Source organism: Candidatus Sulfotelmatobacter sp. (genome assembly GCA_036500765.1).
GTDB lineage: Bacteria > Acidobacteriota > Terriglobia > Terriglobales > Acidobacteriaceae > Sulfotelmatobacter.
The window spans coordinates 75424-101062 of the sequence record DASYBM010000015.1 but is presented as its reverse complement, the minus strand read 5'-3'; the positions used below and the strand labels follow the sequence as shown (position 1 = coordinate 101062).

Sequence of the window (25639 nt, the reverse complement as noted above, 5' to 3'; positions counted from 1 at the left end):
GGTTGTGCGCGAGATCCCTCCCCTTCGGCTGCGCTCAGGGCTGAAAAACGGCTCTGCTCGGGATGACATTACTGCTTAAACGAAGCGATGACGCCGCAATCCAAATGACTCCCTGGCACATCTAAAGAATTTCTTATGCGCTACTTGCCCAAGTCTCCCGCCGACCGCGAAGCGATGTTGAAGGCGATTGGCCTGCATTCAGTCGACGATTTGTTTGCGCCGATCCCGGCGGAGTATCGCCTGACTCGCGACCTCAACATTCCGCGGCAGATGGCGGAGTCGGAAATTGTCGACTTCTTCCGCCAGCGTTCGCGCGAGAACGGCGAGGGCTATACCAGCTTTCTGGGCGCTGGCGCGTATTTTCACTACCGGCCGGTCATCATTGACTCGCTGATTTCGCGGGGAGAGTTTCTGACCGCGTATACGCCTTATCAGGCGGAGATTTCGCAGGGCACGCTGCAATCCATCTTCGAATTTCAGACGATGATCTGCGAACTCACCGGAATGGAAGTTGCGAACGCGTCGATGTATGACGGCTCAACCGCAGCGGCCGAAGGCGTGATGATGGCGGTGCGCCTGACCGGGAAGCGCTCGGTGGTGGTGGCGCGCAGCTTGCATCCGGAGTATCGCGAGGTTTTGGCGACCTATGCGACGCATCAGGGCATGCCATTGTCTGTCGCAGGTTTCGGCGACGATGGTCGGCTCAATCTGGGCGAACTTGAGAAGTCGATTACGCCCGAGACCGGGTGTGTGCTCGTGCAGTCGCCGAACTTTTTCGGCACGATTGAAGACATCGCCGCGATTGCCGAGATGGCACACAAGCGTGGCGCAATGCTGGTGGTGTCGATCGCGGAAGCGGTCTCGCTGGGAATTGTAGAGCCGCCGCGGGAAGCGGATGTCATCACGATGGAAGCGCAATCGTTCGGCGTGCCGTTGGGATTCGGCGGACCTTATTGCGGAGTGATTGCCACGCGCGAAAAATATGTGCGGCAGATGCCGGGTAGACTCGTCGGCCAGACCGTTGATAAGCAGGGCAAGCGCGGATTCGTGCTGACGCTGGCGACTCGCGAACAGCATATCCGGCGCGAGAAGGCGACGTCGAACATTTGCACGAACCAGGCGCTGGTCGCGCTGATGGTCAATATCTTCATGACGGTCTATGGGAAAGTCGGCCTCAGGGAATTGGCGAAGCAGAATCTGGCGAAGACAGCTTACGCGGCGGCGCAGTTTGCCAAGCACGGGAAAGTTTTGTTTGGCGGAACGCCGCGATTCAATGAGTTCGTCGTGGAGACCAGCGAAGATCCCTATGCGATCAACGGCCGATTGCTGGGACACAAGATGATCGGTGGCTTGCCGCTGAAGAAGTTCTATCCCGAACTGGGGAATGCTGCGTTGTGGTGTTGCACGGAGTTGACCACGCGGAGCACGATTGATACCGCCGTCGGACTGGTGGCCGAGAGTGAGCGGTCGGTGCGGTCGGCGAAAGAAGAAGTGGAAGAGGTGGCGCGATGAAGCATGCGACCCGCAAAGCGTCCCTTCAGGTGAATCAAAATGAGGGCCTGATCTTCGAGAAGTCTTCGGCAGGGAAGGCGGCCTGGAAACTGCCGCCGCTCGACGTGCCAGAAGTGGACACCGCGAAGCTTCTCGGCGCATCGGAAAGAAAAGATTTGGGCAACATGCCGGAGGTCAGCGAGATCGAAATCATCCGCCATTTCACGCGGCTTTCCACGTGGAACTATGCGATAGATCTCGGCATGTATCCGTTGGGATCGTGCACCATGAAGTACAACCCGCGGGTGAACGAGGCGGTGGCGCGGGTGGAGGGAATTGCGAACGGGCATCCGTACCAGCCGGAGAAAATTTCGCAGGGCGCGTTGCGCATCGTCAAGACGTTGAGCGAACAGCTGATCGAGATCACCGGAATGGATGCGATCACGCTGCAACCCGCGGCCGGCGCGCATGGCGAGATGACCGGACTGCTGATGGTGCGTGCTTATCATCAGTCGAAAGGCAACGCGCGCAAGAAAATTCTGATTCCCGATTCCGCGCACGGAACTAATCCGGCGACGGCCGCGATGGTGAATTATGCGGTTGAGAATTTGAAATCGGATTCGCGCGGCATGGTCGACTTTGCGGCGCTCGCGGCGCAGATGAATGAAGATGTCGCGGCGCTCATGCTGACCAATCCGAATACGCTGGGAGTGTTTGAGCAGGACATCCACAAGATCGCCGACATTCTGCACGCGAAAGGCGGGCTGCTCTACATGGACGGCGCCAACATGAACGCGCTGGTTGGCAAGGTGAGGCCTGGAGATTTCGGCGTCGACGTGATGCACTTGAACCTGCACAAAACGTTTTCCACGCCGCACGGCGGCGGCGGACCTGGGTCTGGACCGGTGGCGATCAAGAAAGTGTTGGAGCCGTTCCTGCCGACGCCGACGCTCACGGCAAATTCCGATGGAACGCTGGCGTTCGACTACAACCGTCCGCAGTCGGTGGGGCGGGTGCGGGCGTTCTATGGCAACTTCGGAATGTTCGTGCGGGCCTTGGCCTACATACAGGCGAATGGCCCCGACGGGCTGCGCCAGACCACTGAAGACGCCGTGCTCAATGCCAACTACATTCGCAAGGGGCTCGAAGGCACTTACGATTTGCCTTATTCCACGCCGACTATGCACGAGGTTGTATTCAGCGATAAAACGCAACTGAAAAAAGGCGTGCGCACCATGGACATTGCAAAGCGACTGATCGATTACGGCTTCCATCCTTATACGACGGCGTTTCCGCTGATCGTGCCCGGGGCGCTCATGATCGAACCCACGGAAAGCGAATCGAAAGAAGAGATGGATTTGTTCATCGAAGCCATGAAGTCGATTGCAGAAGAGGTCGAGGAAGATCCGCAGACGGTGCTCGATGCGCCGCACTCCACGCGGGTTTCGCGGCTGGACGAGACCGCGGCTGCCAGGAAGCCCGTGTTGCGGTGGAAGCCGGCCTGATTGCAGATTGTCGATTTCAGATTGCAGATTGAAACCCTTGGCTACGATTGTTAATCTGCACTCTGCAATCGGAAAATCTGCAATCCTCTCTCCCGTGCCTTCCCTGTTTCCTCCCCTGTGCTCCTTTGTGTCCTCTGTGGTTAAATCCTTCTATTGCCGCCCACCAAGAAAATTCCACGCGCCCCGGAATCGGCGGGAGTGTTCGCCGCTCGTGAAAAGCGCAATCCGATTGTGTGCCTGCTGCTGACGGTGGTTACGCTCGCTCTGTACAACCCGGTCAATCGCCATCCATTTGTGAATTATGACGACGATCGCTACGTCACGGAGAATCCGCACGTTCGCCAAGGCCTCACCTTTGATACTGTCCGGTGGGCTCTCACTTCTACCGAGCAGGCGAACTGGCATCCCGTGACGTGGATGTCGCATGCGCTCGACGTTTCGGTGTTTCGGCTAAATCCGGCGGGACATCATCTGACCAGCGTACTGTTGCATGTGGTGAATGTCGTGCTGCTCTTTCTGCTGCTCGTGAAGTTCACGTCGCGTCTGGGGCCGAGCTTGTTTGTAGCGGCGCTGTTCGCGGTTCATCCCATCAATGTAGAGTCGGTGGCCTGGGTGGCCGAGCGCAAGAATGTGCTGTGTACGTTCTTCTTCTTTCTCACGTTGTGGGCTTATGGCTGGTACGCACGGAAGCCGAACTGGCAGCGCTATCTGGCGGTGGCCGCGTTGTTTGCTGCTGGGTTGGCGTCGAAACCGATGGTGATCACGTTGCCGTTCGTACTGCTGCTGCTCGACTATTGGCCGCTGGCGCGTGTGAGCGGAGCGAGCACGGAGACGAGCCGGGCGCAGCCGACATTTCCATGGTCGCGGCTGGCGCTCGAAAAACTGCCGTTGCTTGCGCTTTCCGCCGCCAGTGCGATGATTACCATGCAAGCACAGCAAGCCGGTGGAGCGGTGCGCACGAGCGTCGAAGTTTCTTTTGGCGCGCGTATCGCGAACGCCATTTATGTCTACGCGATGTATTTGTGGAAGATGGTCTGGCCTGCGCGGCTTGCGCCCTTGTATCCGCATCCCGGAGATTCCCTGGCCGCGTGGCGCGTGATGGTTGCGGCAGTTGTGTTGCTCCCAATCACTGCCGTGGTTTGGCAGTTGCGCACGCATCGTTACCTGCTCGTAGGATGGCTCTGGTTTCTGGGAACGCTGGTTCCGGTGATTGGTCTGGTGCAGGTGGGCGAGGCCGCGATGGCCGACCGTTACGCGTACATTCCGCTGATTGGGATTTTCGTGGCGATCGCGTTCGGCGTCGCGGAGTGGGCTGAACGGCAGCAGGCGAAGCAGAATAATCTTGTTCTTCCGGCTTCAGTTGTGGGAGTTGCGGTTTTGATTATTCTCGCGTTCGTCGTCACGACACATCGCCAGATCGCATATTGGCAAAGCAATTACGATTTGTGGTCGCACACGCTCGCTGTCACTCAGAATAATTTTGTGGCTGAAAATAATCTGGGCGGGGCGCTGATTCTGGAAGGGAGAGAAGAAGAGGCGTATCCGCACTTCGAGATGGCGGCCCGCATCAATCCGAAGGATCCCATGAGCCGCGGCAATCTGGGAACGTATTATCAGATGCACGGCCGGCTGCGCGAGGCTGTGGAACAGTATGAGGCTGCGGTCCAGCTGACTTCAGATCCGGGGCTGCTGGCCGGGGCGCATGCGAATTTGGGGGCCGCGTACTTCAAATTGGGAGAATACGGACAGGCGCGCAATAATTTCGAGGAGTCGTTGCGCTTGAATCCAAATCAGGCCAGGGCGTGGCTGGGTCTTGGGCGCGTGCTGGCGCAAGGTGGTCGTCCATCTGAGGCGCTCGATGCGTACCGGAACGCGTTGAAGATCTCGCCTGATCTGGCTGAGGCGGAACAGGCTATGGACGCGGTCCGCCAGCCCAAGTAAAAAGCTGCCGGCGGCATGTGCTAGGGCGCAATTCTGGAACCGCAATTCTGGAACAATAATCCGGGAAAAAAGCAGGTTTCTCGACTTCGCAAAATGGCGCGCCACACGCGCCATTTTGCTGCGCTCGAAATGACAAAGTTTTAGGGGTCGCAAATTGATTCAAAATTTACTTCGCGCTGATGTCTACTGACGCCCGAGTTGTCTCCCAATCGATTTGCAAGGTGCAAGTGTTGCCGGACTTGGCATAGTTGATGGTGAAGTTCTCGACCGGCGATGGCAGCTTCGAGACTTTCATGTCGATACGCGCCAGTTCATCGCCCTCGTACTTGTAAGGGATGCCCCATTCGCCGGTTTTCTTGTTGATGATGAGCGTCCACTTGTCGGCGTTGGGGACGGTGAAGATCGTGTAGCTGCCAGCCGGTATGGTCTTGCCGCCAACGCTTACATCAGAACTGGTCACGAACGTTGTCGCAGAATTGGCGCCGGTGCGCCAGACTTCGCCATAGGGAACCAGCCCGCCGTAAATCTTCCGGCCTTTGGCGCGCGGGCTGGAGTAGTCGGTCTTGATGGTCTTGCCGCCGCCCAGATCGCAGGTGGCCGAAGCCGGAGGGCTGGCCTGCGCTGCACCGAACAGGGTGAGGGTCAGAATCGAAAGCGCGAGAAGGGCAATCTTGTGTCGCATGTTTTGGTCTCTCCTTTGGATTGAATGCCGAGTGATCTAAGGCCAAGTGATTTGACGCGTGAACGAAGAATAAGTCAGCAGCCCGGCCATTATGCGCCATCCGGGCATGCAGTTACAATCGTCGCATGCCGGTATTTGAAGAAAAGCAGGAAGAACTGGAACATTACGAGACCATGATGGGCGTGCCGCGCGGACGGCTGGCTGTCACCATGGATACGATCACCGATGCGATGGCGCTCGTCGGGCAACACGGCGTTTATTGCCAGAGCCAGCGCTGGCCGGGCAAGCCGGTCATGGATATTCAGATCATCATGAAGAGCCTGACTGATGCGAAAGAATTGATTCAGAGCGTGATGGAGGAGCTGAATAAAAATCGCTGACCACCAAGGACACGAAAGTGCGCGAAGGAAAATCTTTTGTGGGAGAAACCTTCGTGAAACTTCGCGCCCTTCGTGGTTGATGCTTTAGGGTTTGACAATCACCATTACTACGCCATGCGATGCAACAGTGGCGGAAAATTTCCCGGTGAACTTTCCCAATTCTTGGTGCTGCCATAAGTCTCGAACGGAAGCGGCGATGCTGCTGGGATAACCAAGGTCTTCCCAGTTGGCGGTGACTTGCTGTTCTCCCGCGCCGCGATTCAGCAGGATCACGGCGCGGCTGCCGTCCCTTAGTTGCTTCGCCCAGACTTCCAGGTCACCGGTCTTAGCCACGCGCTCGCCCTCGTGGCCGAGCGGATCTTGATCCACGGCGATGACTTCTTTGTTGGTGAGAATGTCGTGGATCTCCGGGCGCATATTGCGCAAATCGTTGCCCGCGATCAATGGCGCCGCCAGCAGTGCCCATAGACTGAAATGCGAGCGGTACTCTGTGTCGGTCATGCCGCCATTGCCGACTTCGAGCATGTCCGGATCATTCCAATGTCCGGGGCCCGCGAAAGATTGCAGGCCGACCTGCTGATCGATAATTGCGAGCACACCGTTGGAGCAGCAACTGCCGTCGGGCCATTTCTGCTGGCCTCCCCAGCGGTCCTGAATGTCGCCCGTGCTGCGCCACAGGTTTCCGCCAACTTCTTTGCCCCAGAGCCAGGGGCTGGCCTTGCCCCACTCGCAGATGCTCAGCACGATCGGCCGGCCGGAGGCGTCAAGCGCGGCGCGGATGTTGGCGTAGGACGCTTTCGCATCCTGCGTGGTCGTGTTGCACCAGTCGTATTTCAGATAATCGACGCCCCACGCAGCATACTGAACGGCATCCTGATATTCGTGGCCAAGGCCGCCGGGGCGTCCGGCACAAGTCTTCGATCCCGCGTCGGAATAGACGCCAAACTTCAGCCCAAGCGAGTGGATGTAGTCGCCCACGGCTTTCATGCCATGCGGAAAGCGCTGCGGATCGGCCACGATGTTGGCGTTGGCGTCGCGGCTCACCTGCCAGCAGTCGTCGATGTTGACGTAGACGTAGCCTGCGTCTTTCATGCCCGATTTCACGACGGCGTCGGCCATGCCTTTGATCAAGTCTTCGCTCACATTGCAGGCGAATTTGTTCCACGAATTCCAGCCCATAGGGGGCGTAAGTGCGAGAGTCGCCGAGGGCGAAGCCTTTTCCTGCGAGAGCGAAGCGGCGGTAAAGACGAGCAAGGAGAACAACAATGCAAAAATCACGCGGCGCATTTTCATGCAGACGTTTTATCAGAAGAGCGGGGAGATTGGTAGAAGATCGGCCAAGTTACCGAGCAGTAAGCGACGATACGATTTGCAATTGCCCGCTTGACGGTGGCGCCGGAGGACGGGAAATAGAAAATTCTATCGCGTCAATTTTTCGTCAAAGAATTTAGCCATCAGGTCGAGTGCTTCTTTGGTTTCCGGCAATTGGAAGTGATACCAGAAGGCATGTGGCAAAGCTTCGAATACGACTAGCTGTGCGTCGTTGCCGGCCGCCAGCAGGGCGCGATGAAAGATCGCAGTATCGCTCAGCAGCAGGTCGCGTGTGCTGGTGATGAGCAGGCTGGGCGGCATGCCTTGCAGGTTGGCGAAGATGGGTGAGAGCGCGGGATCTTTGCGGTCAGTCTTGCCCACATATCGATCGTCGGGCAGATGCTTGGAATCGACCGGCTCTATGCGGCCGGGCAAGCCATTGAGCGCGAATATTTGTCGAGCATCCCCCACGCGGCTGAAGTCCGCGAGGCCGGAAAATATTCCGAGAGCCGCGGGTTCGGGCAGTCCGAGTTGCTTCAGGCGCACGGCCACCTCGCCAGTCAGGATTGCTCCCGCGGAGGTGCCGAAAATTCCGATGCTACGCGGCGGGTAAGTTTTGAGTAGCTCCTTATAGACCGAGACCACGTCGTCCACCGCGGCGGGAAACGGATTCTCGGGAGCGAGACGATAGTAGACGGAGACGACTTTGATCTTGGCCAGGTTGGCGATGGGGACGCCCTCGATCAACGATCCGGAGTCGGAATTGAATCCGCCGCCGTGGAGATTGATCAGCACGCGCTTGTCCGCGCCCGAGAGCGGCGTGATGACGTCGGTGCGCACGCCTGCCATGCTGGTTTCCTCGACATTCACCGGATAAAGGCGGCGCGCCTCGGCGGATTGGCTCTTGCGCCATTCGTCGGTGCGGGCGCGGCGCTCGGCCAGCGACTCCGGCGGACCAACCTTCTGCTGGTTGAGCGAGTCGAGCCATTTTTGCGCTTCCTGGCTGACCGTTGCCGGCATGGGAATGACGCGCGTGATGTGAGCGGTGCCGTCGGCATCGAAGGTGGCGGAGTCCTGCGGTGGGGCTGGAGTCGCTTGTGCCGCCAGTGCGGGAGCAAGCGCGATCGCGGCGGCGATGAGATGCATCGCGGTGATTTTCATGGCGACAGTTGTATCAGAAGGGACACAGCCAGAACAAAAGCTTAACCACAGAGGGCACAGAGTACCACAGAGTTTTCTCTGTGATCCCCTGTGGCCTCTGTGGTTTAAGGTTTTACGCGAGCGAGTATTTCCCGCGCTCGATCAGCTTTTGCGCGATTTGCTGGCGCAGTTCGATGGTGTTGAAGGGCTCGTGCTTGGCGAGGCGGCGCAGGATTGCGAGCTGCGTGCGCAGCATGTCGCCGTCGGCAACGGCGGCGATGATTTTGCGCGCTGCGGATTCGACTTTTTCCATGGCCTGCGAGAGATAGACGCGGGTCATCGCAACCGGCAACGCCGCGGCGGCTTCGCCTTTGGCTTCGACCATTTTCTGCGCGCGCAGGACGGCCGACTCCATCGCATAGGTTTCAATGGTCATGTCGGCGATTGCGCCCATGATCTCCTGCTGATCCTGAATCGCCTGCATGTATTTCTGGGTGGCTGCGCCGGAGGCAAACAGTCCCAACTTCTTGGCCTGTCCGACTAACCTTCGTTCCTCGGGCAACGCGCCTTCGAGTTCCTCGGGCATGGATGGGCCGGAGAGAACGTCGTCCATCAACTTCTTGATGGCGGGCATGAGCGGCAATTGCCCACTCATCGCCCGTTTCAGCAGGAAGCCGGTGATGATCAGGCGGTTAATCTCGTTCGTGCCTTCGAAAATGCGATTGATGCGAGCATCGCGGTAAGCGCGCTCGGCGGGATATTCCTCGACAAATCCATAGCCGGCGTAAATTTGCACGGTCTCGTCGACGACGTAGTCGATCATCTCCGATCCCCAGACTTTAATAATCGAGCATTCGACGGCGTACTCTTCGATTGCTTTCAATGTTTGCTTAGCGGCGTCGGCGGCGGACTTGTCGACGTCGGCGAGGGCCGCGTCCATCATTCCGACGGTGCGGTAGACCAGCGATTCGCCGACGTAGAGCAGCGTGGCCATGTTGGCGATTTTTTCCCGCAGCAGGCCGAAGTCGGCGATGACTTTGTTAAACGCCTTGCGCTGCTTAGCGTAGCCAATTGCGTTTTCGAGTGACACGCGGCCGCCGCCCACGCACATCGCGCCCAACTTGAAGCGTCCGACATTCAGAATGTTGAAGGCGATGATGTGGCCTTTGCCGATCTCGCCCAGCAGATTTTCAGCCGGAACTTTGCAGTCGTTGAGAATGATGGGGCAGGTCGACGACCCACGAATGCCCATCTTGTGCTCTTCGGCGCCAACGGAGAATCCGGGGAAAGTTCTCTCGACCAGAAATGCGCTGAACTTCTCGCCGTTCACTTTGGCGAAGACGGTGAACAGGTCGGCGAAGCCGGCGTTGGTGATCCACATCTTTTCGCCGTTCAGGGTGTAATGCTTGCCGTCGGCGGAAAGCTCGGCGCGGGCGCGGCAGTTGAGCGCGTCCGAGCCGGAAGAGGCTTCCGACAAGGCATATGCGCCCACGATTTCTCCAGAGGCCAGGCGCGGCAGATATTTCTTCTTTTGTTCTTCGGTGCCGAAGTAGACGATGGGCAGCATGCCGATGCCGCTGTGCGCGCCCCAAGTGGTGGCGAAGCCGGCATATTTTGCGATGTGATCGGCGATAACAGCGGCGGTAACTTTGTCCATTTCAAGGCCGCCATAGGCTTCCGGAATTTCGACAGCGCTCAGTCCGAGTTCGCCTGCCTTCTTAAGAAGATCGCGAGAGACCGAGAAATCTTTGTGCTCGATTTTCTCGACATTCGGAAGAATTTCGTTGACCGCGAACTCCTCCGCGGTCTGCCCGATCAATTGATGCTGTTCGCTGAAATCTTCGGGCGTGAAAATGTCTTCGGTCTGCCGCGATTCCAGCAAAAAGCTGCCGCCGGAAATGCGGGTCTTGGGAACTGCAGTGGTCGTCGCCATCGTCTATCTCTCCGGTAAAGACCGCCGGGTCTTGAATGACGGCGGCGGAAGCACAATCAATTCTAATGCGGGGATGACGCGAAAGGAAGGAATGCGAAGAAACGATAATGGTCCGGTTCGGCTTGCACGCCGGTTCAGCCGAAATCCTTCGCTTCACCTGAAAAACGGCGCCGGTCGGGAAGGCAATGCCGTTTGATATGGTCAATCCTAAGTTACGCGTCGCGGTTTATCGGTAAACCGATTCGGTTCGGATTTCTGTGGTCTTCAGTCCATAACGCGATGTTGGTTGGCAGGTCGAATAACTCACCAGATGCGTGGAGTCCGAATTCTTCGAGTCGCGGGCCACTACATAGCTGCGCAACTTGAGGCACGTAATGCCGCCATCTCCGTCCAACCATAGATCGGGCTCATGAGTACGCGAACGGGCATTCGAAAGGAAGGAGCGACCGGAATCATCTTTGTGCCGGTCAGGATGATAATGATCAACAGGCGCGGGATCGAGAGCGTTGACTCCGCCGACATCCACCGCCGTTTTCGAGATGAGCCTCCACGGTTCGGAAGGCGTGGCCGCCGGAGAGAAATAGAGTGACCTGTCAGTGGGGATGGGGCCCGAATAAACGGAGTCCGAAGTTGTTCCGACTGGCTGAATTTGACTGAAAGCAGGCAGGGAGCAGAGCAACAGTGCGGCAGCGAGAAGGCGAGTGAGAGTCATGACGAACCCTCCTAAGGCGGAATTATAACGCCGTCGCCTCTACAAATTCTCGAAAATTCCGGCTGCGCCCATGCCTCCGCCGACACACATGGTTACCATGCCGTAGCGGGCTTTGCGGCGCTTCAGTTCGCGGATGACGGTGGCAGTCAGCTTCGCGCCGGTGCATCCCAGCGGATGGCCAAGAGCGATCGCACCGCCATTGGGATTTACTTTTTCAGGATCAAGACCGGCTTCTTTGATCACCGCCAGCGATTGCGCGGCGAAGGCTTCGTTTAATTCGATCACATCGATGTCGGAAAGCTTCAGGCCTGCCATCTTCAGTGCTTTGGGGATCGCGAAGACTGGACCTAGCCCCATTTCTTCCGGCTTGTAGCCTGCGGTTGCGAACGAGACATAGCGAGCCAGCGGCGTGATGCCCAGCGCCTTCGCCCGATCGGCGGACATCACTACGGCTGCTGCTGCTCCGTCTGACATTTGCGACGAATTTCCGGCCGTCACCGTGCCTTTCATGTGGAAGGCTGGCTTGAGACCGAGCAGAGCTTCAAGGGAAGTATCCGCGCGCGGGCCTTCGTCCACTTTGAAAATAATTTCCTGGCGCTTGGGCTTCGATCCGTTCGGCGTGCTGAAGCTTACCGGTACAGGCACGACTTCATCTTCGAACTTTCCCGCCTGAATTGCCGCGAGCGCTTTCTGGTGGCTGCGTAGTGAGAACTCGTCCGCAGCCTCGCGTGTAATGCCGATGCGCTGCGCAACGCGCTCGGCCGTGAGTCCCATGGAAAGATACGCGTCGGGATAATGATCGACCAGCCAGGGATTTGGAGAAATCTTGTGGCCGCCCATGGGGATCATCGACATCGACTCGGCGCCTCCGGCGACGATCGTCTCGGCGCCACCGGACATGATGCGCTCGGCTGCCATGGCAATTGCCTGCAAGCCGGAGGAGCAGAATCGATTGATGGTGAGCGCGGAGACTTCGACCGGCAGGCCTGCTCGCAATGATGCGATGCGGGCCACGTTCATTCCCTGCTCAGCTTCGGGCATGGCGCAGCCTAGAATGACGTCTTCAATTTCTTTGCCGTCGAGTTGCGGCACGCGATCGAGCGCCCCTTTGATCGCCACCGCGGCCAACTCGTCGGGACGAGTGGCGCGGAGGGTGCCTTTGTAGGCGCGTCCTACGGGCGTGCGCACGGACGAGGCGATGATGACTTCCCGCATAGGGTTTCTCCGTTCCCGGCTTCATTTGGTTAGATGCGCGCGCCATGTGGTTCGCATCAGGCCTCGCAACAGCTTCAGGCCTGCGGCCTTCACTTCGCCGGCGCGAAAAAGTAATAGTCGGCGGTATAGCTGCTTTTGGTTTCCGTGTCCTTGTGCGCCGCATCGCAAACATCGGATGAACCCGGTTTGCCGCCGTGCGTGTGTACACGCTGAATCGTCGTCACGTTCTCGAGTTTTCCCTTGCCGGCATGACTGACGACATTCACCAGCAGCCAGGGAATCGAGTCGGAATCGACCGCGTCGACATGTGCGACGGCTTTGCCGGTGACTTCGCTGCTGTCTTTCAGCTTCCACGTGGGTCCGGCGGAATGCTGCCCGATCACTTTATTCTGGCGATCGCGGAGTTCGGCATCGGGAGCTTTCAGCGTCCAACTGAATTTGCCATCCGAACCGGCCTGGCAAGTATAGATTTGCGATCCCTTGGCGCTGGCGAAGAATACAACTTCCTGGCCCGCGGGGACGGCGATCGCGTCCGGCACGTCGGGCGCGGATTCTTTGCCGGCGGGCGGGTCTTTCTGCGCGGTGGCGACGTGCGAGGCGAGAAGCAAGAGTAGGGCGGCGGCGACGCCTGTGAGGGGATTATGAAGTCTTATTTTTTGCATGTTGTCTTTTAAGCTTAATCTTAATCTAAAGAGCTAACTCAGACTGTGATGTATTCCGTGGTAGCGGTGGGCACCGGCACTTCTTCGCCGTGCTCGCGCATGCCTTCGATATGAAAATCCACCGCCTCGCGGATGACTTCTTTGGCCTCTTCGAGGGTCTTGGCTGCGACGCCCAGACCCGGCAGGTCCGGAGCATATGAGCCCCACCCGGTCGCCGACTTTTCGTAGATAACGAGATACTTCATTTCAATCCCGCCTGCTTGAAGATATTGTTCAATGTTCCTGGAGGAATGTCCAGTGACGGATGTCCTGCGACCGTAACGGTTCCCGGATTTCGATTTGTGATGAAACTGCCGGTGACTACCCTTGGTCCGGACGAGGGTCCAGCCGTTTGATTACGTCACGAACCTTCATCGGACTAATTCCGCAAAGTCTTGCCAGTCTTCAAAGTGTACTGAATTCTCTCCTGCGTTTTCTTTTCTCCGCAGAGCGATTTGAATCCTTCGCGCTCAAGGTCGAGGATGTACTGCTCGCTCACTGGCGTTCCCGGCGTGACGTAGCCGCCGCAGAGCACTTCGGCGATCTTCGCGCCCAGTTTCACTTCGTAGTCGGTGATGAAGTCGCCCTGCCGCATCAGGTGGACACCCATCTTGAGCGCGGCCAGCAAGCTTTCGCCGGGTGCGGGAATGTCGCTGCGCGGTACCGGAGGTTCGTAGCCAGCGCGGACCAGTTCGAGTGCGCGGGTCTTGGCGTCGGAGAGCACGCGCTCGCGGTTCATCGTAATGCGATCGCCGTCGGAGATGATGCCCAGACCGCGGGCTTCGTGCGCCGATGTGGCGACTTTGGCGGTGGCGATGGTCTCGAAAGCCTTTTTCATTGCTTCCAGCATTTCGACGGACCCAGCAAGTGCTTCGCCGGAAACTTTTCCGCGCGCGGCCGCCGCGCCGTCTACGGCGCGAAGCAGCATTTCTTTGCAGCCGCCACCACCCGGCAGCAATCCCACGCCGACTTCAACCAGTCCGGCGTAAAGCTCCGCGTGCGGCTGGCGCGCCGCGGCGTGCAGAGAAATTTCAGTACCGCCGCCCAGGCAGAGGCCAAACGGCGCAGCTACTACCGGCTTTGGAGAGAACTTAATTGCCTGCGTCATTCCCTGAAACTGGCGGATCGCGAGGTCCACATCGTCCCATTCCTCTTCCTGCACGCTCATCAGCAGCAGCATCAGGTTTGCGCCCACGGAGAAATTCGCCGCGTCGTTGGTGATGACGAATGCGTCGAACGCGTCGCCGCGCCCTCCCGGTTTCAGGGTTTGGCTAATAAGGCTGATGATGTCAGAGCCCAGAGAGTTCATCTTGCTGTGAAATTCGATGCAGCCTACGCCGTCGCCCAGGTCGATCAGGGATGCCCCGGAATTGTTCTTCACGACGCCCTTCGATTTCTTAGCCACGGTCGTCGACCAGACTCCGGCTGGAACTTCCACTGGCCGCCAGTGATCAGTTGCGAGATCCCAGTACTTGCAGCCCGATGCTGTATAGGGATCGTCGATGTACCAACCCTTGTGTCCTGCCGCGAGCAACTTCTCGACATTGCCCGCGACCGGCTTGCCTTCTTTCTTCATGCGAGCGACGGTGGGCTCGACTCCGGCTGCGTCCCAGAGTTCAAACGGTCCAACTTCCCAGTTAAAGCCAAGCCGCATAGCACGGTCGATTTCCACGATCGAGTCTGAAATTTCCGGAATGCGATTGGCCGAGTAGGTCCACAGATCGGAGAGAGCCGCCCACAAAAATGCGCCAGCTTTGTCACCTTTTTGCGGGCCGGCGCCTTCGAGTCCCAGCAAGGTGCGTAGACGCGCTCCGGTGTCCTCTATATTTTTCGCCATGTCGAGCGCGGGAAATTTCGGCTTCTGCCGAGGGTGATATTCGAAAGTTCTCCAGTCGAGGGCGAGGCGTTCGTCTTCGGCGCCCGGTTCGGTGGATGAGGGCGCCCGTCCCACATTTTTTTTGTAAAAGCCGCCCTTTGTTTTGTCGCCGAGCCATTTGCGTTCGAGCATCTTCGTGAAGAAGTCGGGCAGGCGGAGATCGCTGCGCTCGTCATGAACATTGTTGGTCATGTTGCCGACGACGTCTCCGAGAATGTCGAGGCCAACCATGTCAATCGTGCGAAACGTGGCCGAGCGCGGCCAACCGACGGCTTGTCCGGTGAGCGCGTCGACTTCTTCGATGGTCAGGTCCATCTCCTGCATCAGGCGCATTACATTCAACACTGAGAATGTGCCGATGCGATTGGCAATAAAGTTTGGCGTGTCTTTCGCCAGCACCACGCCTTTGCCCAGACGCACGTCGCAGAAGCGCGAGACCGCATCGATCAGCGAACGATCGGCCTCGGGCGTAGGAATCAGTTCGAGCAGACGCATGTAGCGCGGCGGATTGAAAAAGTGCGTGCCAAACCACGACCGCCGGAAGTCGTCAGAGAATCCTTCGGCAATCTTGCCCACCGGCAAGCCGCTGGTATTGGTCGTGATAATCGTCCCTGGCTTGCGGATGGCTTCCACCTTGCGCAGCAAAGTGCGTTTCAGCTCGAGATTTTCGACCACGGCTTCAATGATCCAGTCGACGTCGGCGAGTTTTTTCAGGTCGTCGTCGAAATTGCCGACTGTTACGAAGCGTGACAGCGACGGCTCCATAAACGCGGCGGGCTTGGATTTTTTTACAGCATCGAGTCCGGCGGCGGCGATTTTATTGCGTGCGGGACCATCGGCGTCCGCCGGGACGATGTCGAGCAGATAGCTGGGAACACCGGCGTTGGCGAAATGTGCGGCGATGCGCGCGCCCATGGTTCCGGCGCCCAGAACGGCGACTTTATTGATGCGCTTCATGAATCAAGCCTCGAGACAGAAAGTCTTTAACCACAGAGGATACGGAGGACGCAGAGGATTTCAAATGACATCTGCTTTCGCCCCACGAACACTGGCGGGACTTGCTATGGTAATCGCTGGACGACAAATATATCTACCGGCGTGCTCACTCATCACAACTCAGCGTGGGTCTCCACGTATTGCAAGGCCTGGCGCGCCATTTGTTTTTCGCCGCGGTAGGCTAGCAATTTAGGCGCATCTTCCAGGCGTACCCACCGCGCGCGGCCGACCTCGATTCGCATTTCTTCGGCGATATTGTCGATGCGCCCCGATTCATAGCGCAGCAGATAAAAGCTGACGATCTTGAAAACTTTTTCGCCATCGCCCCACGAGCGCACATAAACGTACTTGCTGTCGGCCAGCTTCGTGATGGGAACCGCGCTGATGCCGGTTTCCTCACGTACTTCTCGCAGTGCCGCTTCCAGAGGCTTCTCGCCGGGGTCGATCAGCCCCTTGGGCAGGCAGAGCACTGGCTTCGACTTTGCTTTCGGTACTACGGAGTGCCGGGTTTTGACCATCAATACGTCGGATACAGCCGGGTCGGGCGGAGCAGTCGCCCCGGAGGGCAACTCGATGGCGGCCATCCACCATCCGCCCTCTTTCTTGCGGATTACGACGCCCCCGGCTGAAATCTCGCGCACCATACTGTCTGGAAGTTAGCAGGAGTACAGGAGTCTCGTCATCCACAGTACTGGTCTCATGGTACCTGTTACTGTCCCAATAGGTTATTGAGGTAACGATTGCGTAGCACCCTTGTGCCCTTACAGCCCTTGAATCGTTTGTGGCATCTTATATAGCAGCAGGGGTTTTAGTACTGTGGCCACCTGCGGCCCGGGAATGTGGGGTTGGCTGTGAACAGCCTCGGCAAGATTATTCGATCGGTACAGGCGTTCGGGCGGGAACTCTCCCGGAAGAACGCCCCGGTTGTTGCTTCCCCTGTTCCCGCGATTGGCCTGGCATTGGGCGGAGGCTTTGCCCGCGGCATCGCGCACATTGGAGTCCTCAACGTCCTCGAACATGAAAATATTCCGGTGCGCGTTGTTGCCGGCACCAGCGTGGGCGCGCTCATCGGCGCCTGCTATTGCAGCGGCCTCTCGCTGGCCGAAATGGAGGATGTGGCGCATAGTACGCGCTTCACGACCTTCGCCCGCTGGACCCTCTCGCGCATGGGATTCGCTTCCAACGACCGCATGATCGCATTTCTCAGCCGCACGTTGAAGGTGAAGACGTTTGAAGAGATGCGCATTCCGCTCGGCGTGACTGCGACAGATTTTAATACCGGCGAGGGCGTGGTATTTCACTCTGGCAACATTGTCGATCCGGTGCGCGCGAGTTGCGCTTATCCGGGAATGTTTTTACCAGTAGAGATTCGCGGGCGCTATTTAGTGGACGGTATGCTGTCGCATCCGGTGCCCACGCACCCTGTGCGCGAGATGGGCGCGGATCGCGTGATTGCGGTGCAATTGAAAGGCACCTGGTCCAATGGCGGGCCGCCGCGCCATCTATTCGACGTGATCGGGCAATCGTTCGCCATCGCGCAGGATGCTATGGCGGGCGTGTGGCGCGAAGCCGCAGACATTGTGATTGAACCGGACGTCGCCGGATTCGCCTATGACGACTTCAAGCGTGCCACCGACTTGATCCACGCGGGCGAAGTCGCCATGCGGAAAGCGCTGCCGGAAGTGCGCAAATGGCTGGAGACTCCTGTCGAGGCAGCTTATCCCGCGATCGAACGCCGCGGCGAGCCACGAGTCGCGCCGATGCCGGCGGACTGAACTGCACGGTTGCCCATCGAAGACCGGTGCTCGCAGCCTTTCCATCTTCTTGCACCCGCGGGAATGATTACTAATTGCACCAATTGCTTTGACAAGATTAAGTCGGGAGCATAGAATCCAGACTAGTCAGACTAGTCATATTATGGCGCTATGAAACATTCGAACTTACGTGCTCCGAAAACCGGCGATCCGCAACTGAATGTGAAGGCCAAGTCAGACGCGTGGCAGATTCAAAGCGCGAAGGCCCGCTTTAGCGAAGTCTTCCGGCGGGCGCGGACCGAAGGCCCACAGCGCATTACGCGCCAAGGAAAAGAGGGTGTGGTGATGGTTGCCGAGGAGCATTACGAGCGGCTCGTCGGTAAATCGCATCAGCCAACGAATATCGTGCAGTTTTTTCGGCAATCCCCACTCGTCGGTATTGAGCTCGACCTGGAGCGAGACCGCGACCCTGAGCGCGATGACATCGAGCTATGAGCGGATTTCTGCTCGATACCAACTGCATCTCTGAGTTAGTGCGTAACAAACCTGATCAGAACGTATTGGATTGGATGCAGGCCGCGAATGAAAGCCTGCTGTTCCTAAGCGTCTTGACGCTCGGCGAAATTCGAAAAGGTTTAGCTGGAACGCCGCAAAGCAAGCGCCGCACCCATCTGGAGACCTGGTTGGAACTGGATTTGCAAGTCCGTTTTTCTGGCAGGATCTTGTCTATCGATGCTCACATCGCAGACCGCTGGGGATTGCTCGCAGCGGAAGCTAAGCGAAAGGGAAGAGCGCTCTCCGCGATCGACGGCCTGCTCGCCGCCACCGCGCTGCACCACAATCTTACGATCGTGTCCCGAAATGTCACTGACTTCGTCGTCACACTAACCCCTATTTTGAATCCTTGGGAAGCGTGAATTTCTCCGCCTCCTCCCGAATCCGCTTCCACGCCTTCTCCACGTGCCGCGCCTGGGTATGCGTTTGCCCTACGCAGAGCCGCAGCGTCAATTTGCCCTTTAACTTCGTATGCGTGAGAAAGAGATTGCCGCTGCGGTTCAGGCGATCCATGATGGTCTGATTCGCCGCGTCGCCGGCCTTGTGGCGGAAGCAGACAAGATTCAGCGGCACCGGAGCGGCCACTTCGAAGCGGTCGTCATTTCTTACCCACTCGGCGAAATCTTGCGCCAGTTGCACATGCTGCCGGATGTGGTGCTGCAAGCCTTCCACGCCGTAGTGCCGGATGACGAACCACAATTTCAGCGACCGGAAGCGCCGTCCCAGTTGAATGTGCCAGTCGCGGTAGTCAATGACCGCTCCTGATTCGGTCGGCTGATTCCGCAAATATTCTGGCAGGATGCTCAGCGTCTGAACCAGCGCCTTGCGGTCGGCGACCCAGAAGCAGTTGCAGTCGAAGTTGGTAAACATCCACTTATGCGGGTTGAAGTTATAGCTGTCGGCGAGGTCGACTCCGTTTTGCAAGTGGCGAAATTCGGGGCAGAGCATGGCTGTGCCCGACATAGCCGCGTCCACGTGCAGCCAGATCCTGTCCTGATTATGACGATGCTGGCGGCAGACTTCGCCGATGGCCGCGATCGGGTCCATCGCGTTCGAGGAGGTGGTGCCGACGGTCGCGCACACAAGAATCGGAGTCAGGCCCGCGGACTTGTCGGCTTCAATCTGGCGGGCCAGCGCATCCGGACGCATGGCAAGATTCTCATCGACTTCGATTAAGCGCAGATTTTCTGTGCCGATGCCGGCGATCATCGCGGCTTTTTCCAGGGAAGAATGCGTTTGGGTCGAAACGTAGGCGACCAGCCGACCGTTGCATCCCTTTTTGTTGCTCACGTAACCGGTCGCGCGTTCGCGTGCGGCCAGCAGAGCGCAGAGTGCGGCGCTCGAAGCCGTATCCTGAATCACGCCACCACCCGTCGCCGTCGACAGAAATTTCTCCGGCAGTCCGAGCATTGAGACCAGCCAATCCATTACGTGTGTTTCGAGTTCGGTGCAAGCCGGGCTGGTTGACCACAGCATCCCCTGCACGCCCAGGCCGGACGAAAGAAGATCGCCGAGAATCCCCGGCCCCGACGCGTTACAGGGAAAGTAGGCGAAGAAATTCGGCGACTGCCAGTGCGTGACGCCCGGCAGAATCAGGCGCTCGACGTCTTTCAGCAGCGCGTCAAATGGCTCGCCCTGCGCCGGGGGCTTCGCTGGCAGCGAAGCGCGAGTCTCTCCCGGCTTCACCTGCGATAGCACAGGAAACGATTCGATACGGGACTGGTAGTCGGCGATCCAGTCCACGACGGCGTGACCGTGGCGGCGGAATTCATCGGGCGTCATGTGAAAAGATTTTTCGTCGGACACGATAACCTCGGACGATTGAAAAGCAGATCGTAGCAGAGAAGTTGTAGCGCCGCCGTCCCTTCGACTTCGCTCAGGGCAGGCTCCGGCGGTTGTCCGGCGGGCGACTCGCCCGCCGTGCTGACAGCGAGATGCCCTTAAACCGTTTTAGAGACTGGCGGTCGCCAGCGCCGAGGGCGGGATGCCCTCGGGACAGCCGGCAAGATGCCGGCGCTACCAAACCCGCCCGTAATAGACACGTGTTTTGTACTCGAATGCGATCCGCCCATCGACTGCCCGCATCTCGAAAATCCGGCGCAGTTCCTGCAGCATGGGCGTGTGCTTGGGATCTTCCGGGCCCGGCGCATAAGACGACGATAACAATCGGCCCTCGACTCCCGCGTAGTCGAATTCCTGCTGCATCGGAAACACGCGCTCGTGAAACGGCGCCGGATCGAAGAACTCATTCACCGAGTCGGTGGTGCGCTCATGCCTTACCTCTTCGTAGTCCGTGCCGTAGGTCAGCAATAATTGTTCGTAGTCGCGAAGGAACGGAGTCGAATCGGTGAGGCGCTCGTTCCAGAGCAGCACGAGCCATCCGCCCGGCTTGAGGATGCGGACAAATTCGGCTCGCGCCCGCGCTCGATCAAACCAGTGAGCCGCCTGTGCTGCGGTGACAAAATCGACGGAGTGATTCGGAAGCGTGGTCGCCTCGGCCGTTCCAGAAACGCTCGTGAACTTGGGAAATGAAGCCAGCAGCCGCTCGCCGGCTTGCCGCATCTCAGCGTTGGGTTCGACTCCGAAGACATGGTTTCCATGTTCAAGCAGAACGCGCGTCCAGATACCCGTGCCAGAGGCAATGTCTGCAATCACGTGACCGGATTGCAATCCACACTCGGTTTTCAAAACTTGTAAAACTTCAGCAGGATATCCTGGCCGGTAACGGACATAATGTTCCACGCGATCGGAGAAGCGGCTGGTGGCATTGGAAGCAGGCATAATCTTGCAACCTGGCAAGATTTTTCACCTTGCCAGAAAACTATTCTAACGGCAGGATAGAGGTATTGTCCGTCGCCGCTGGGTATGAGTCGCGGTTTCTGAGAGGACCGCGCGGCGGCGAAGAAAATGTGAACTTGCCCTGGTACGTCAGCCGCACAAACTGGTCGATGAGCTTGTCATCTCACGTCATCTAAAGTATGCGAGTTGTCATTAAAGTCGGCACCAGCCTTATCGCTCCCGGCGGGCAAATTGATATCAACCTGCTGCGCGGGATGGTGGATCAGTTCGATCTGTCGAAGAACGAATATCTGATCGTTACTTCGGGCGCGATCGCCGCGGGTATGTCGGGCCTTGCTCTCCAGAAGCGCCCGAACGATGTGCCGCGCATGCAAGCCTGTGCCGCGGTTGGGCAGAGCAAGCTGATGCATACTTACGAGCGTCTTTTCTTCGGCAAGAAAGTCGTGGCGCAGTTGTTGCTCTCGAGTGATGATTTCACTTCTCCCGTGCGCTACCGCAATTTGCAGAACGCACTTGCCGAACTCCTGGCCTTGGGTGTCGTGCCAATCGTGAACGAGAACGACAGCGTTTCTGTGCGCGAGTTGGAAGGCGCGTTCGGCGACAACGACGAGTTGAGTTCGCTGCTGGCTACGGCGGTCAAAGCGGACTGGCTGCTCCTGCTGACCAATGTCGATGGATTCCTCGTGCCAAACGGCCGCAAGCAGCCGCGTTTGCAGCGCGTGATTCGCAAGCTGACTCCAACGATCGAAGCGCAATGCAATGGCAAAAGTTCGCAGGGCCGCGGCGGAATGATTTCAAAACTGCGGGCTGCCAAGCTGGCGAGCGAAGGGGGAGTGCACGTGGCTATTGTGAACGGGCGTCATCCGAAGGCGATCACGGCGGGCATGGAGCGCAAGATCGGAACTTATTTTCCGCCGCAGAAGGATCGATAATTCGAAGTCTTGAAGATTGATAATTATTGCGATGGCTGCCACGCTCACCACGACTGCGTCGACACAGGAAAAGTTGCTGCGTGCCCGCGCCGCTTCGAGCTTGCTGGCCCTGCTGACTACAAAAGAAAAGAATGCGATCTTGCTTGCGATTGCCGATGCGATCGAAGCGAACGAGAAAAGTATTCTCGCCGCGAATCACGAAGACGCGCAAAGCTCCGGTCTGGAAGGCGCGATGCAAGACCGCCTGCTGCTGACCTCGGCACGCATCAAAGACATGGCGAGCGGTGTGCGCGACGTTGCGGCCCTAGCGGATCCCATCGGTGAAACGCTGGCGGAGTGGACGAAGTCCAACGGCCTGCGCATTCGCAAGCTACGCGTTCCGCTGGGAGTCGTCGGAATCATCTATGAGTCGCGGCCGAACGTGACGGTCGATACCGCGGTGCTCGCGCTCAAGACCGGGAATGCTATTGTGCTGCGCGGGGGCAAAGAAGCGGCGCACAGCAATCAGCGCCTGGTTGAGATGATGACCGCCGTGCCGGGCGTACCCGAGGGCGCGATGGAACTTCTCGACTCCGGCACCCGGCAATCGGTGCAGGAACTCATCAAGGCTCGTGGATTGGTCGATGTCATCATTCCACGCGGCGGCGCGGGGCTCATCACCTTCGTCACAGAAAATTCGGCAGTCCCGGTTATCGAAACCGGAGCCGGAAACTGCCACATCTTCGTCGACGAGTCGGCCGATTTCGACATGGCCGACCGGATTGTCATTAATGCCAAGACGCAGCGCCCGTCGGTGTGCAACGCCGCGGAAAAATTGCTGGTGCACGAGCGGGTCGCCGCGGAATATGTTCCGCGCATCGCGAAAAAGTTGATCGCGGCCGGGGTGGAAGTGCGCGGTGACGGCAAAGCCCGCACCTTAGCGGCCGGATTGCCGGTCGCGCCAGCGATTGAACAAGATTGGTACGAAGAGTATTTGCGCCTGTGCATGGCCGTGGCCGTGGTCGCCAATGTCAACGACGCTATTGCCCACATCAACCGCTATTCGACCAAGCACAGCGATTCGATCGTCACGCACAATGAAGGCAACGCCCGTAACTTCCTGCACCGCGTCGATTCCGCCGCCGTTTACTGGAATGCCTCGACCCGTTTTACCGATGGCGCAGAGTTTGGCTTCGGCGCCGAGATGGGCATCAGCACCCAGAAACTCCACTGCCGGGGCCCGTTCGCGCTCGCGGAACTGACTTCTTCGAAGTACGAGATTGTCGGGACGGGGCAGGTGCGGTAGTGGCTCCAGCAACTTTGTGCTGTAGATGAAATCCGCAAGATAGCGGTCGTGGTTCACGCTCACATCGCTAACGCCGCTGTTTCCAAGTGACTTAATCTTCAGTGACGTAATCTGCAACGGTTTGAATGACTTCTTTGGACGTTTCATAGATCCGGGAGTGTAAAGGTTATCGACGTATATGCTACCTTACTACCTTCCGCCCCAGGAGCCCGATGAAACTTCTCTTATCAGCAGTGCTGTCGTCAGCGCTATTTTTTTCCGGATCGTCTTCAACCGCTACTCATGACGCCGCAGCCGCTTCAGGTTCCCCTCCCACCATCTTTGGTTTCCGCGACGCCGCGGCTGAGCAGGCCGTTGAATCGCGCTTTCTCGCCGTTCCGGATGCCAACCTGGCGGAGGAACATCTACGCACACTGACCAAGGTTCCGCATATGGCGGGCACGATCGAAGACAAAGCCACAGCCGACTATGTCGCGCAGAAGTTCCGCGACGCCGGGCTCGACACCGAAATTGTCGAATACAAAGTCTGGATCAACTACCCGGAGGAAATCAGCGTCGATCTGGTCGCGCCCGATGGTGTGGAAATGCACGGACCCACGCGCGAGCACGTCGATCACGATCCCTTTCAAGACGATCCTCGCGTGGTCATGCCGTTCAGCGGGATGTCTCCGTCGGGCGACGCTGAAGCCGACGTAGTCTATGCCAATTACGGCACGCCGGAGGATTTCGAGAAACTGGACAAGCTGAAGATCGACGTGCGCGGCAAGATCGTGCTGGTGCGTTACGGGCAGAATTTTCGCGGCGTTAAAGTATTCATCGCGCAGGAACGCGGCGCGGCGGGCGTGATCATCTATTCCGATCCGGCGGATGACGGTTGGCGAAAGGGCGATAAATATCCTGAAGGCCCGTGGCGGCCGGATACCGGCGTGCAGCGTGGGTCGGTGGGATATATGTTCGAATTTCCTGGCGATCCGACCACTCCCGGCGTGGCGTCTGTGCCCACGCTTCCGGCGTCACAGCGGATTTCGCCGCAGGAATCGCGGCAGATGCCAACGATTCCGGTTACACCTCTGTCGTATCACGATGCCTGGCCCGTGCTGGAACACCTGGGCGGACCAGACTCGCCTCGCGAGTGGCAGGGCGCGCTGCCCTTCACTTATCACGTTGGTCCGGGGCCGGCGAAGCTCAAGATGCATCTTAAGCAGGACTACCAGTTCCGCACTCTGTGGGACGTGATCGGCCGCGTGCGTGGCGGGGAGTTGCCCGATGAGTGGGTGGTCGCGGGCAACCATCGCGATGCCTGGGTTTATGGAGCGGTAGATCCTAATAGCGGCACGGCGGCGATGCTCGAGGCGGCGCATGGCGCCGGCGAGTTGCTGAAGTCCGGGTGGAAGCCTAAACGCACGCTGATTTTCTGTAGCTGGGACGGCGAAGAAGAAGGCTTGATGGGCTCGACCGAGTGGGTGGAACAACATGAGGCCGAGCTGGCGAATGCGGCAGCGTATTTCAATATGGATGTCGCCGTTTCCGGATCGAAGTTTGGCGCATCGGCGGTGCCTAGTCTTAAACAATTTATCCGCGACGTCACCAAAGTTGTGCCCAGCCCGAAAGGTGGAACCGTCTATGAGGTTTGGGAGAAGGGAGCGCAGGCAGAGATCCTTTCGGCGCAATCTGCTACCGAGGCGGTTGTCGAAAATCATCGTCTTCCCGCGGCGCAGGGGAAGAGCGACGTGCCTGTGGGCGACTTGGGCAGTGGTTCCGACTACACGGCATTTTTTCAGCACACAGGAGTACCATCCAACGATATTAGTTCGAGCGGTTCTTACGGCGTATACCACTCCGCTTTCGATGACTTCACATGGTTCAAAAAATTTGCCGATCCGGATTTCGCCTACGAGCAAGAGATGGCGCGCGTGTTTGGATTGGAAGCCCTGCGCATGGCCGGCGCCGATGTGTTGCCTTACGACTACGACGAGTATGGGAAAGAAATTGTCGCGTACGTGGACGCGGCGCGCAAGCGTGCCGAGGATAAATTCGGCAGCCATGCACCCGACTTCAGCGCGGTGAATGCGGCGGCTCAGCACTTCGAGGCCGCCGGAATAAAAATACTGGCGAAGCAGAAGAGCCCGCCGCAGGATCCCGCACGTTTGAATCAGGCCCTGCGCGGGGCGGAGCGGGCGCTGCTGTCGTCGGAAGGGTTGCCGCATCGTCCCTGGTTTCGCCATGTGATTTATGCGCCCGGGGAATATACGGGTTATGCGGCGGTGGTAATCCCGGGCGTGAATGAAGCTCTTGATAAAGGCGACAGCGAGCGCGCGCGCCAGCAACTCGCCGTACTCGCGGCCGCGCTGGAGCGCGCGGCGAAAATCCTGGACGGGTACCGGTAAAAACCCGAATCATTGACTAGTCATCTGACTAGTCATATAATCCC

General features: G+C 58.3%; 22 protein-coding genes. 10 read left to right on the top strand and 12 right to left on the bottom strand.

What is annotated here, in order from left to right; translation table 11 throughout:
* The first annotated feature begins 135 nt into the window (after positions 1 to 135).
* From gcvPA to VGM18_16420, 3 genes are all read left to right on the top strand, one after another.
* Positions 136 to 1512: an aminomethyl-transferring glycine dehydrogenase subunit GcvPA gene (gcvPA, locus tag VGM18_16430; protein HEY3974593.1), complete on the top strand. Its 1377-nt coding sequence runs from the start codon at positions 136 to 138 to the stop codon at positions 1510 to 1512.
* Positions 1509 to 2996, top strand: a complete 1488-nt coding sequence (gene gcvPB / locus VGM18_16425) for an aminomethyl-transferring glycine dehydrogenase subunit GcvPB (protein ID HEY3974592.1) — start codon at positions 1509 to 1511, stop codon at positions 2994 to 2996. Before gcvPA ends, gcvPB begins: the two co-directional genes overlap by 4 nt.
* Positions 2997 to 3149: 153 nt before the next feature.
* Complete coding sequence (locus VGM18_16420; protein HEY3974591.1) at positions 3150 to 4937, top strand: tetratricopeptide repeat protein; 1788 nt, start codon at positions 3150 to 3152, stop codon at positions 4935 to 4937.
* A 166-nt stretch (positions 4938 to 5103) separates the two neighbouring features.
* Here VGM18_16420 and VGM18_16415 read toward each other — a convergent pair whose 3' ends face one another.
* Entirely contained in the window at positions 5104 to 5619 is a 516-nt protein-coding gene (locus VGM18_16415) for a DUF2911 domain-containing protein (protein ID HEY3974590.1), read from the bottom strand.
* 125 nt (positions 5620 to 5744) lie between these two features.
* Here VGM18_16415 and VGM18_16410 point away from each other — a divergent pair, with 125 nt between their 5' ends.
* Positions 5745 to 5999 (top strand): hypothetical protein, encoded by a 255-nt coding sequence (locus VGM18_16410; GenBank protein HEY3974589.1) that lies wholly within the window; start codon positions 5745 to 5747, stop codon positions 5997 to 5999.
* A gap of 84 nt (positions 6000 to 6083) precedes the next feature.
* Here the strand turns inward: VGM18_16410 and VGM18_16405 are convergent, their stop codons facing one another.
* The 9 genes from VGM18_16405 to VGM18_16365 all read right to left on the bottom strand — a co-directional run bounded on the left by VGM18_16405 (position 6084) and on the right by VGM18_16365 (position 16527).
* Positions 6084 to 7292 carry a glycoside hydrolase family 27 protein gene (locus VGM18_16405; protein ID HEY3974588.1) on the bottom strand — a complete coding sequence of 403 codons (1209 nt, stop codon included), beginning with the start codon at positions 7290 to 7292 and terminating at the stop codon, positions 6084 to 6086.
* Between the two features lie 126 nt (positions 7293 to 7418).
* Positions 7419 to 8471: an alpha/beta hydrolase gene (locus VGM18_16400; GenBank protein HEY3974587.1), complete on the bottom strand. Its 1053-nt coding sequence runs from the start codon at positions 8469 to 8471 to the stop codon at positions 7419 to 7421.
* Between the two features lie 112 nt (positions 8472 to 8583).
* A complete protein-coding gene (locus tag VGM18_16395) occupies positions 8584 to 10383 on the bottom strand; it encodes an acyl-CoA dehydrogenase family protein (GenBank protein HEY3974586.1) in 1800 nt (599 codons plus the stop codon).
* 226 nt (positions 10384 to 10609) lie between these two features.
* Positions 10610 to 11095, bottom strand: a complete 486-nt coding sequence (locus tag VGM18_16390; protein ID HEY3974585.1) for a hypothetical protein — start codon at positions 11093 to 11095, stop codon at positions 10610 to 10612.
* 39 nt (positions 11096 to 11134) lie between these two features.
* Positions 11135 to 12310, bottom strand: coding sequence for an acetyl-CoA C-acyltransferase (locus tag VGM18_16385; protein ID HEY3974584.1), 1176 nt, complete (start codon positions 12308 to 12310; stop codon positions 11135 to 11137).
* 89 nt (positions 12311 to 12399) lie between these two features.
* Positions 12400 to 12972: a DUF3455 domain-containing protein gene (locus tag VGM18_16380; GenBank protein HEY3974583.1), complete on the bottom strand. Its 573-nt coding sequence runs from the start codon at positions 12970 to 12972 to the stop codon at positions 12400 to 12402.
* Positions 12973 to 13010: 38 nt separating this feature from the next.
* Positions 13011 to 13217: a type II toxin-antitoxin system HicB family antitoxin gene (locus VGM18_16375; protein HEY3974582.1), complete on the bottom strand. Its 207-nt coding sequence runs from the start codon at positions 13215 to 13217 to the stop codon at positions 13011 to 13013.
* 173 nt (positions 13218 to 13390) lie between these two features.
* Positions 13391 to 15844, bottom strand: a complete 2454-nt coding sequence (locus VGM18_16370) for a 3-hydroxyacyl-CoA dehydrogenase NAD-binding domain-containing protein (protein HEY3974581.1) — start codon at positions 15842 to 15844, stop codon at positions 13391 to 13393.
* 152 nt (positions 15845 to 15996) lie between these two features.
* Positions 15997 to 16527, bottom strand: a complete 531-nt coding sequence (locus VGM18_16365; GenBank protein HEY3974580.1) for an NUDIX domain-containing protein — start codon at positions 16525 to 16527, stop codon at positions 15997 to 15999.
* Between the two features lie 207 nt (positions 16528 to 16734).
* Here VGM18_16365 and VGM18_16360 point away from each other — a divergent pair, with 207 nt between their 5' ends.
* From VGM18_16360 to VGM18_16350, 3 genes are all read left to right on the top strand, one after another.
* On the top strand, positions 16735 to 17658 hold the full coding sequence (locus VGM18_16360) for a patatin-like phospholipase family protein (protein HEY3974579.1): 924 nt from the start codon (positions 16735 to 16737) through the stop codon (positions 17656 to 17658).
* A 150-nt stretch (positions 17659 to 17808) separates the two neighbouring features.
* The gene (locus VGM18_16355; GenBank protein ID HEY3974578.1) at positions 17809 to 18132 is read left to right on the top strand and encodes a type II toxin-antitoxin system prevent-host-death family antitoxin; all 324 of its coding nucleotides are present in this window, start codon (positions 17809 to 17811) and stop codon (positions 18130 to 18132) included.
* On the top strand, positions 18129 to 18554 hold the full coding sequence (locus VGM18_16350) for a type II toxin-antitoxin system VapC family toxin (GenBank protein HEY3974577.1): 426 nt from the start codon (positions 18129 to 18131) through the stop codon (positions 18552 to 18554). Before VGM18_16355 ends, VGM18_16350 begins: the two co-directional genes overlap by 4 nt.
* Here VGM18_16350 and VGM18_16345 read toward each other — a convergent pair.
* Positions 18529 to 19998, bottom strand: coding sequence for a pyridoxal-dependent decarboxylase (locus VGM18_16345; GenBank protein HEY3974576.1), 1470 nt, complete (start codon positions 19996 to 19998; stop codon positions 18529 to 18531). The genes VGM18_16350 and VGM18_16345 overlap by 26 nt on opposite strands.
* A gap of 210 nt (positions 19999 to 20208) precedes the next feature.
* Positions 20209 to 20973 carry a class I SAM-dependent methyltransferase gene (locus tag VGM18_16340; protein HEY3974575.1) on the bottom strand — a complete coding sequence of 255 codons (765 nt, stop codon included), beginning with the start codon at positions 20971 to 20973 and terminating at the stop codon, positions 20209 to 20211.
* Positions 20974 to 21170: 197 nt separating this feature from the next.
* Here VGM18_16340 and proB point away from each other — a divergent pair, with 197 nt between their 5' ends.
* The 3 genes from proB (at position 21171) to VGM18_16325 (ending at position 25595) form a co-directional block, all read left to right on the top strand.
* On the top strand, positions 21171 to 21923 hold the full coding sequence (gene proB / locus VGM18_16335; protein HEY3974574.1) for a glutamate 5-kinase: 753 nt from the start codon (positions 21171 to 21173) through the stop codon (positions 21921 to 21923).
* A 31-nt stretch (positions 21924 to 21954) separates the two neighbouring features.
* Positions 21955 to 23208 (top strand): glutamate-5-semialdehyde dehydrogenase, encoded by a 1254-nt coding sequence (locus VGM18_16330; protein ID HEY3974573.1) that lies wholly within the window; start codon positions 21955 to 21957, stop codon positions 23206 to 23208.
* A gap of 212 nt (positions 23209 to 23420) precedes the next feature.
* A complete protein-coding gene (locus VGM18_16325; GenBank protein ID HEY3974572.1) occupies positions 23421 to 25595 on the top strand; it encodes a M28 family metallopeptidase in 2175 nt (724 codons plus the stop codon).
* The last annotated feature ends 44 nt before the right edge of the window (positions 25596 to 25639 follow it).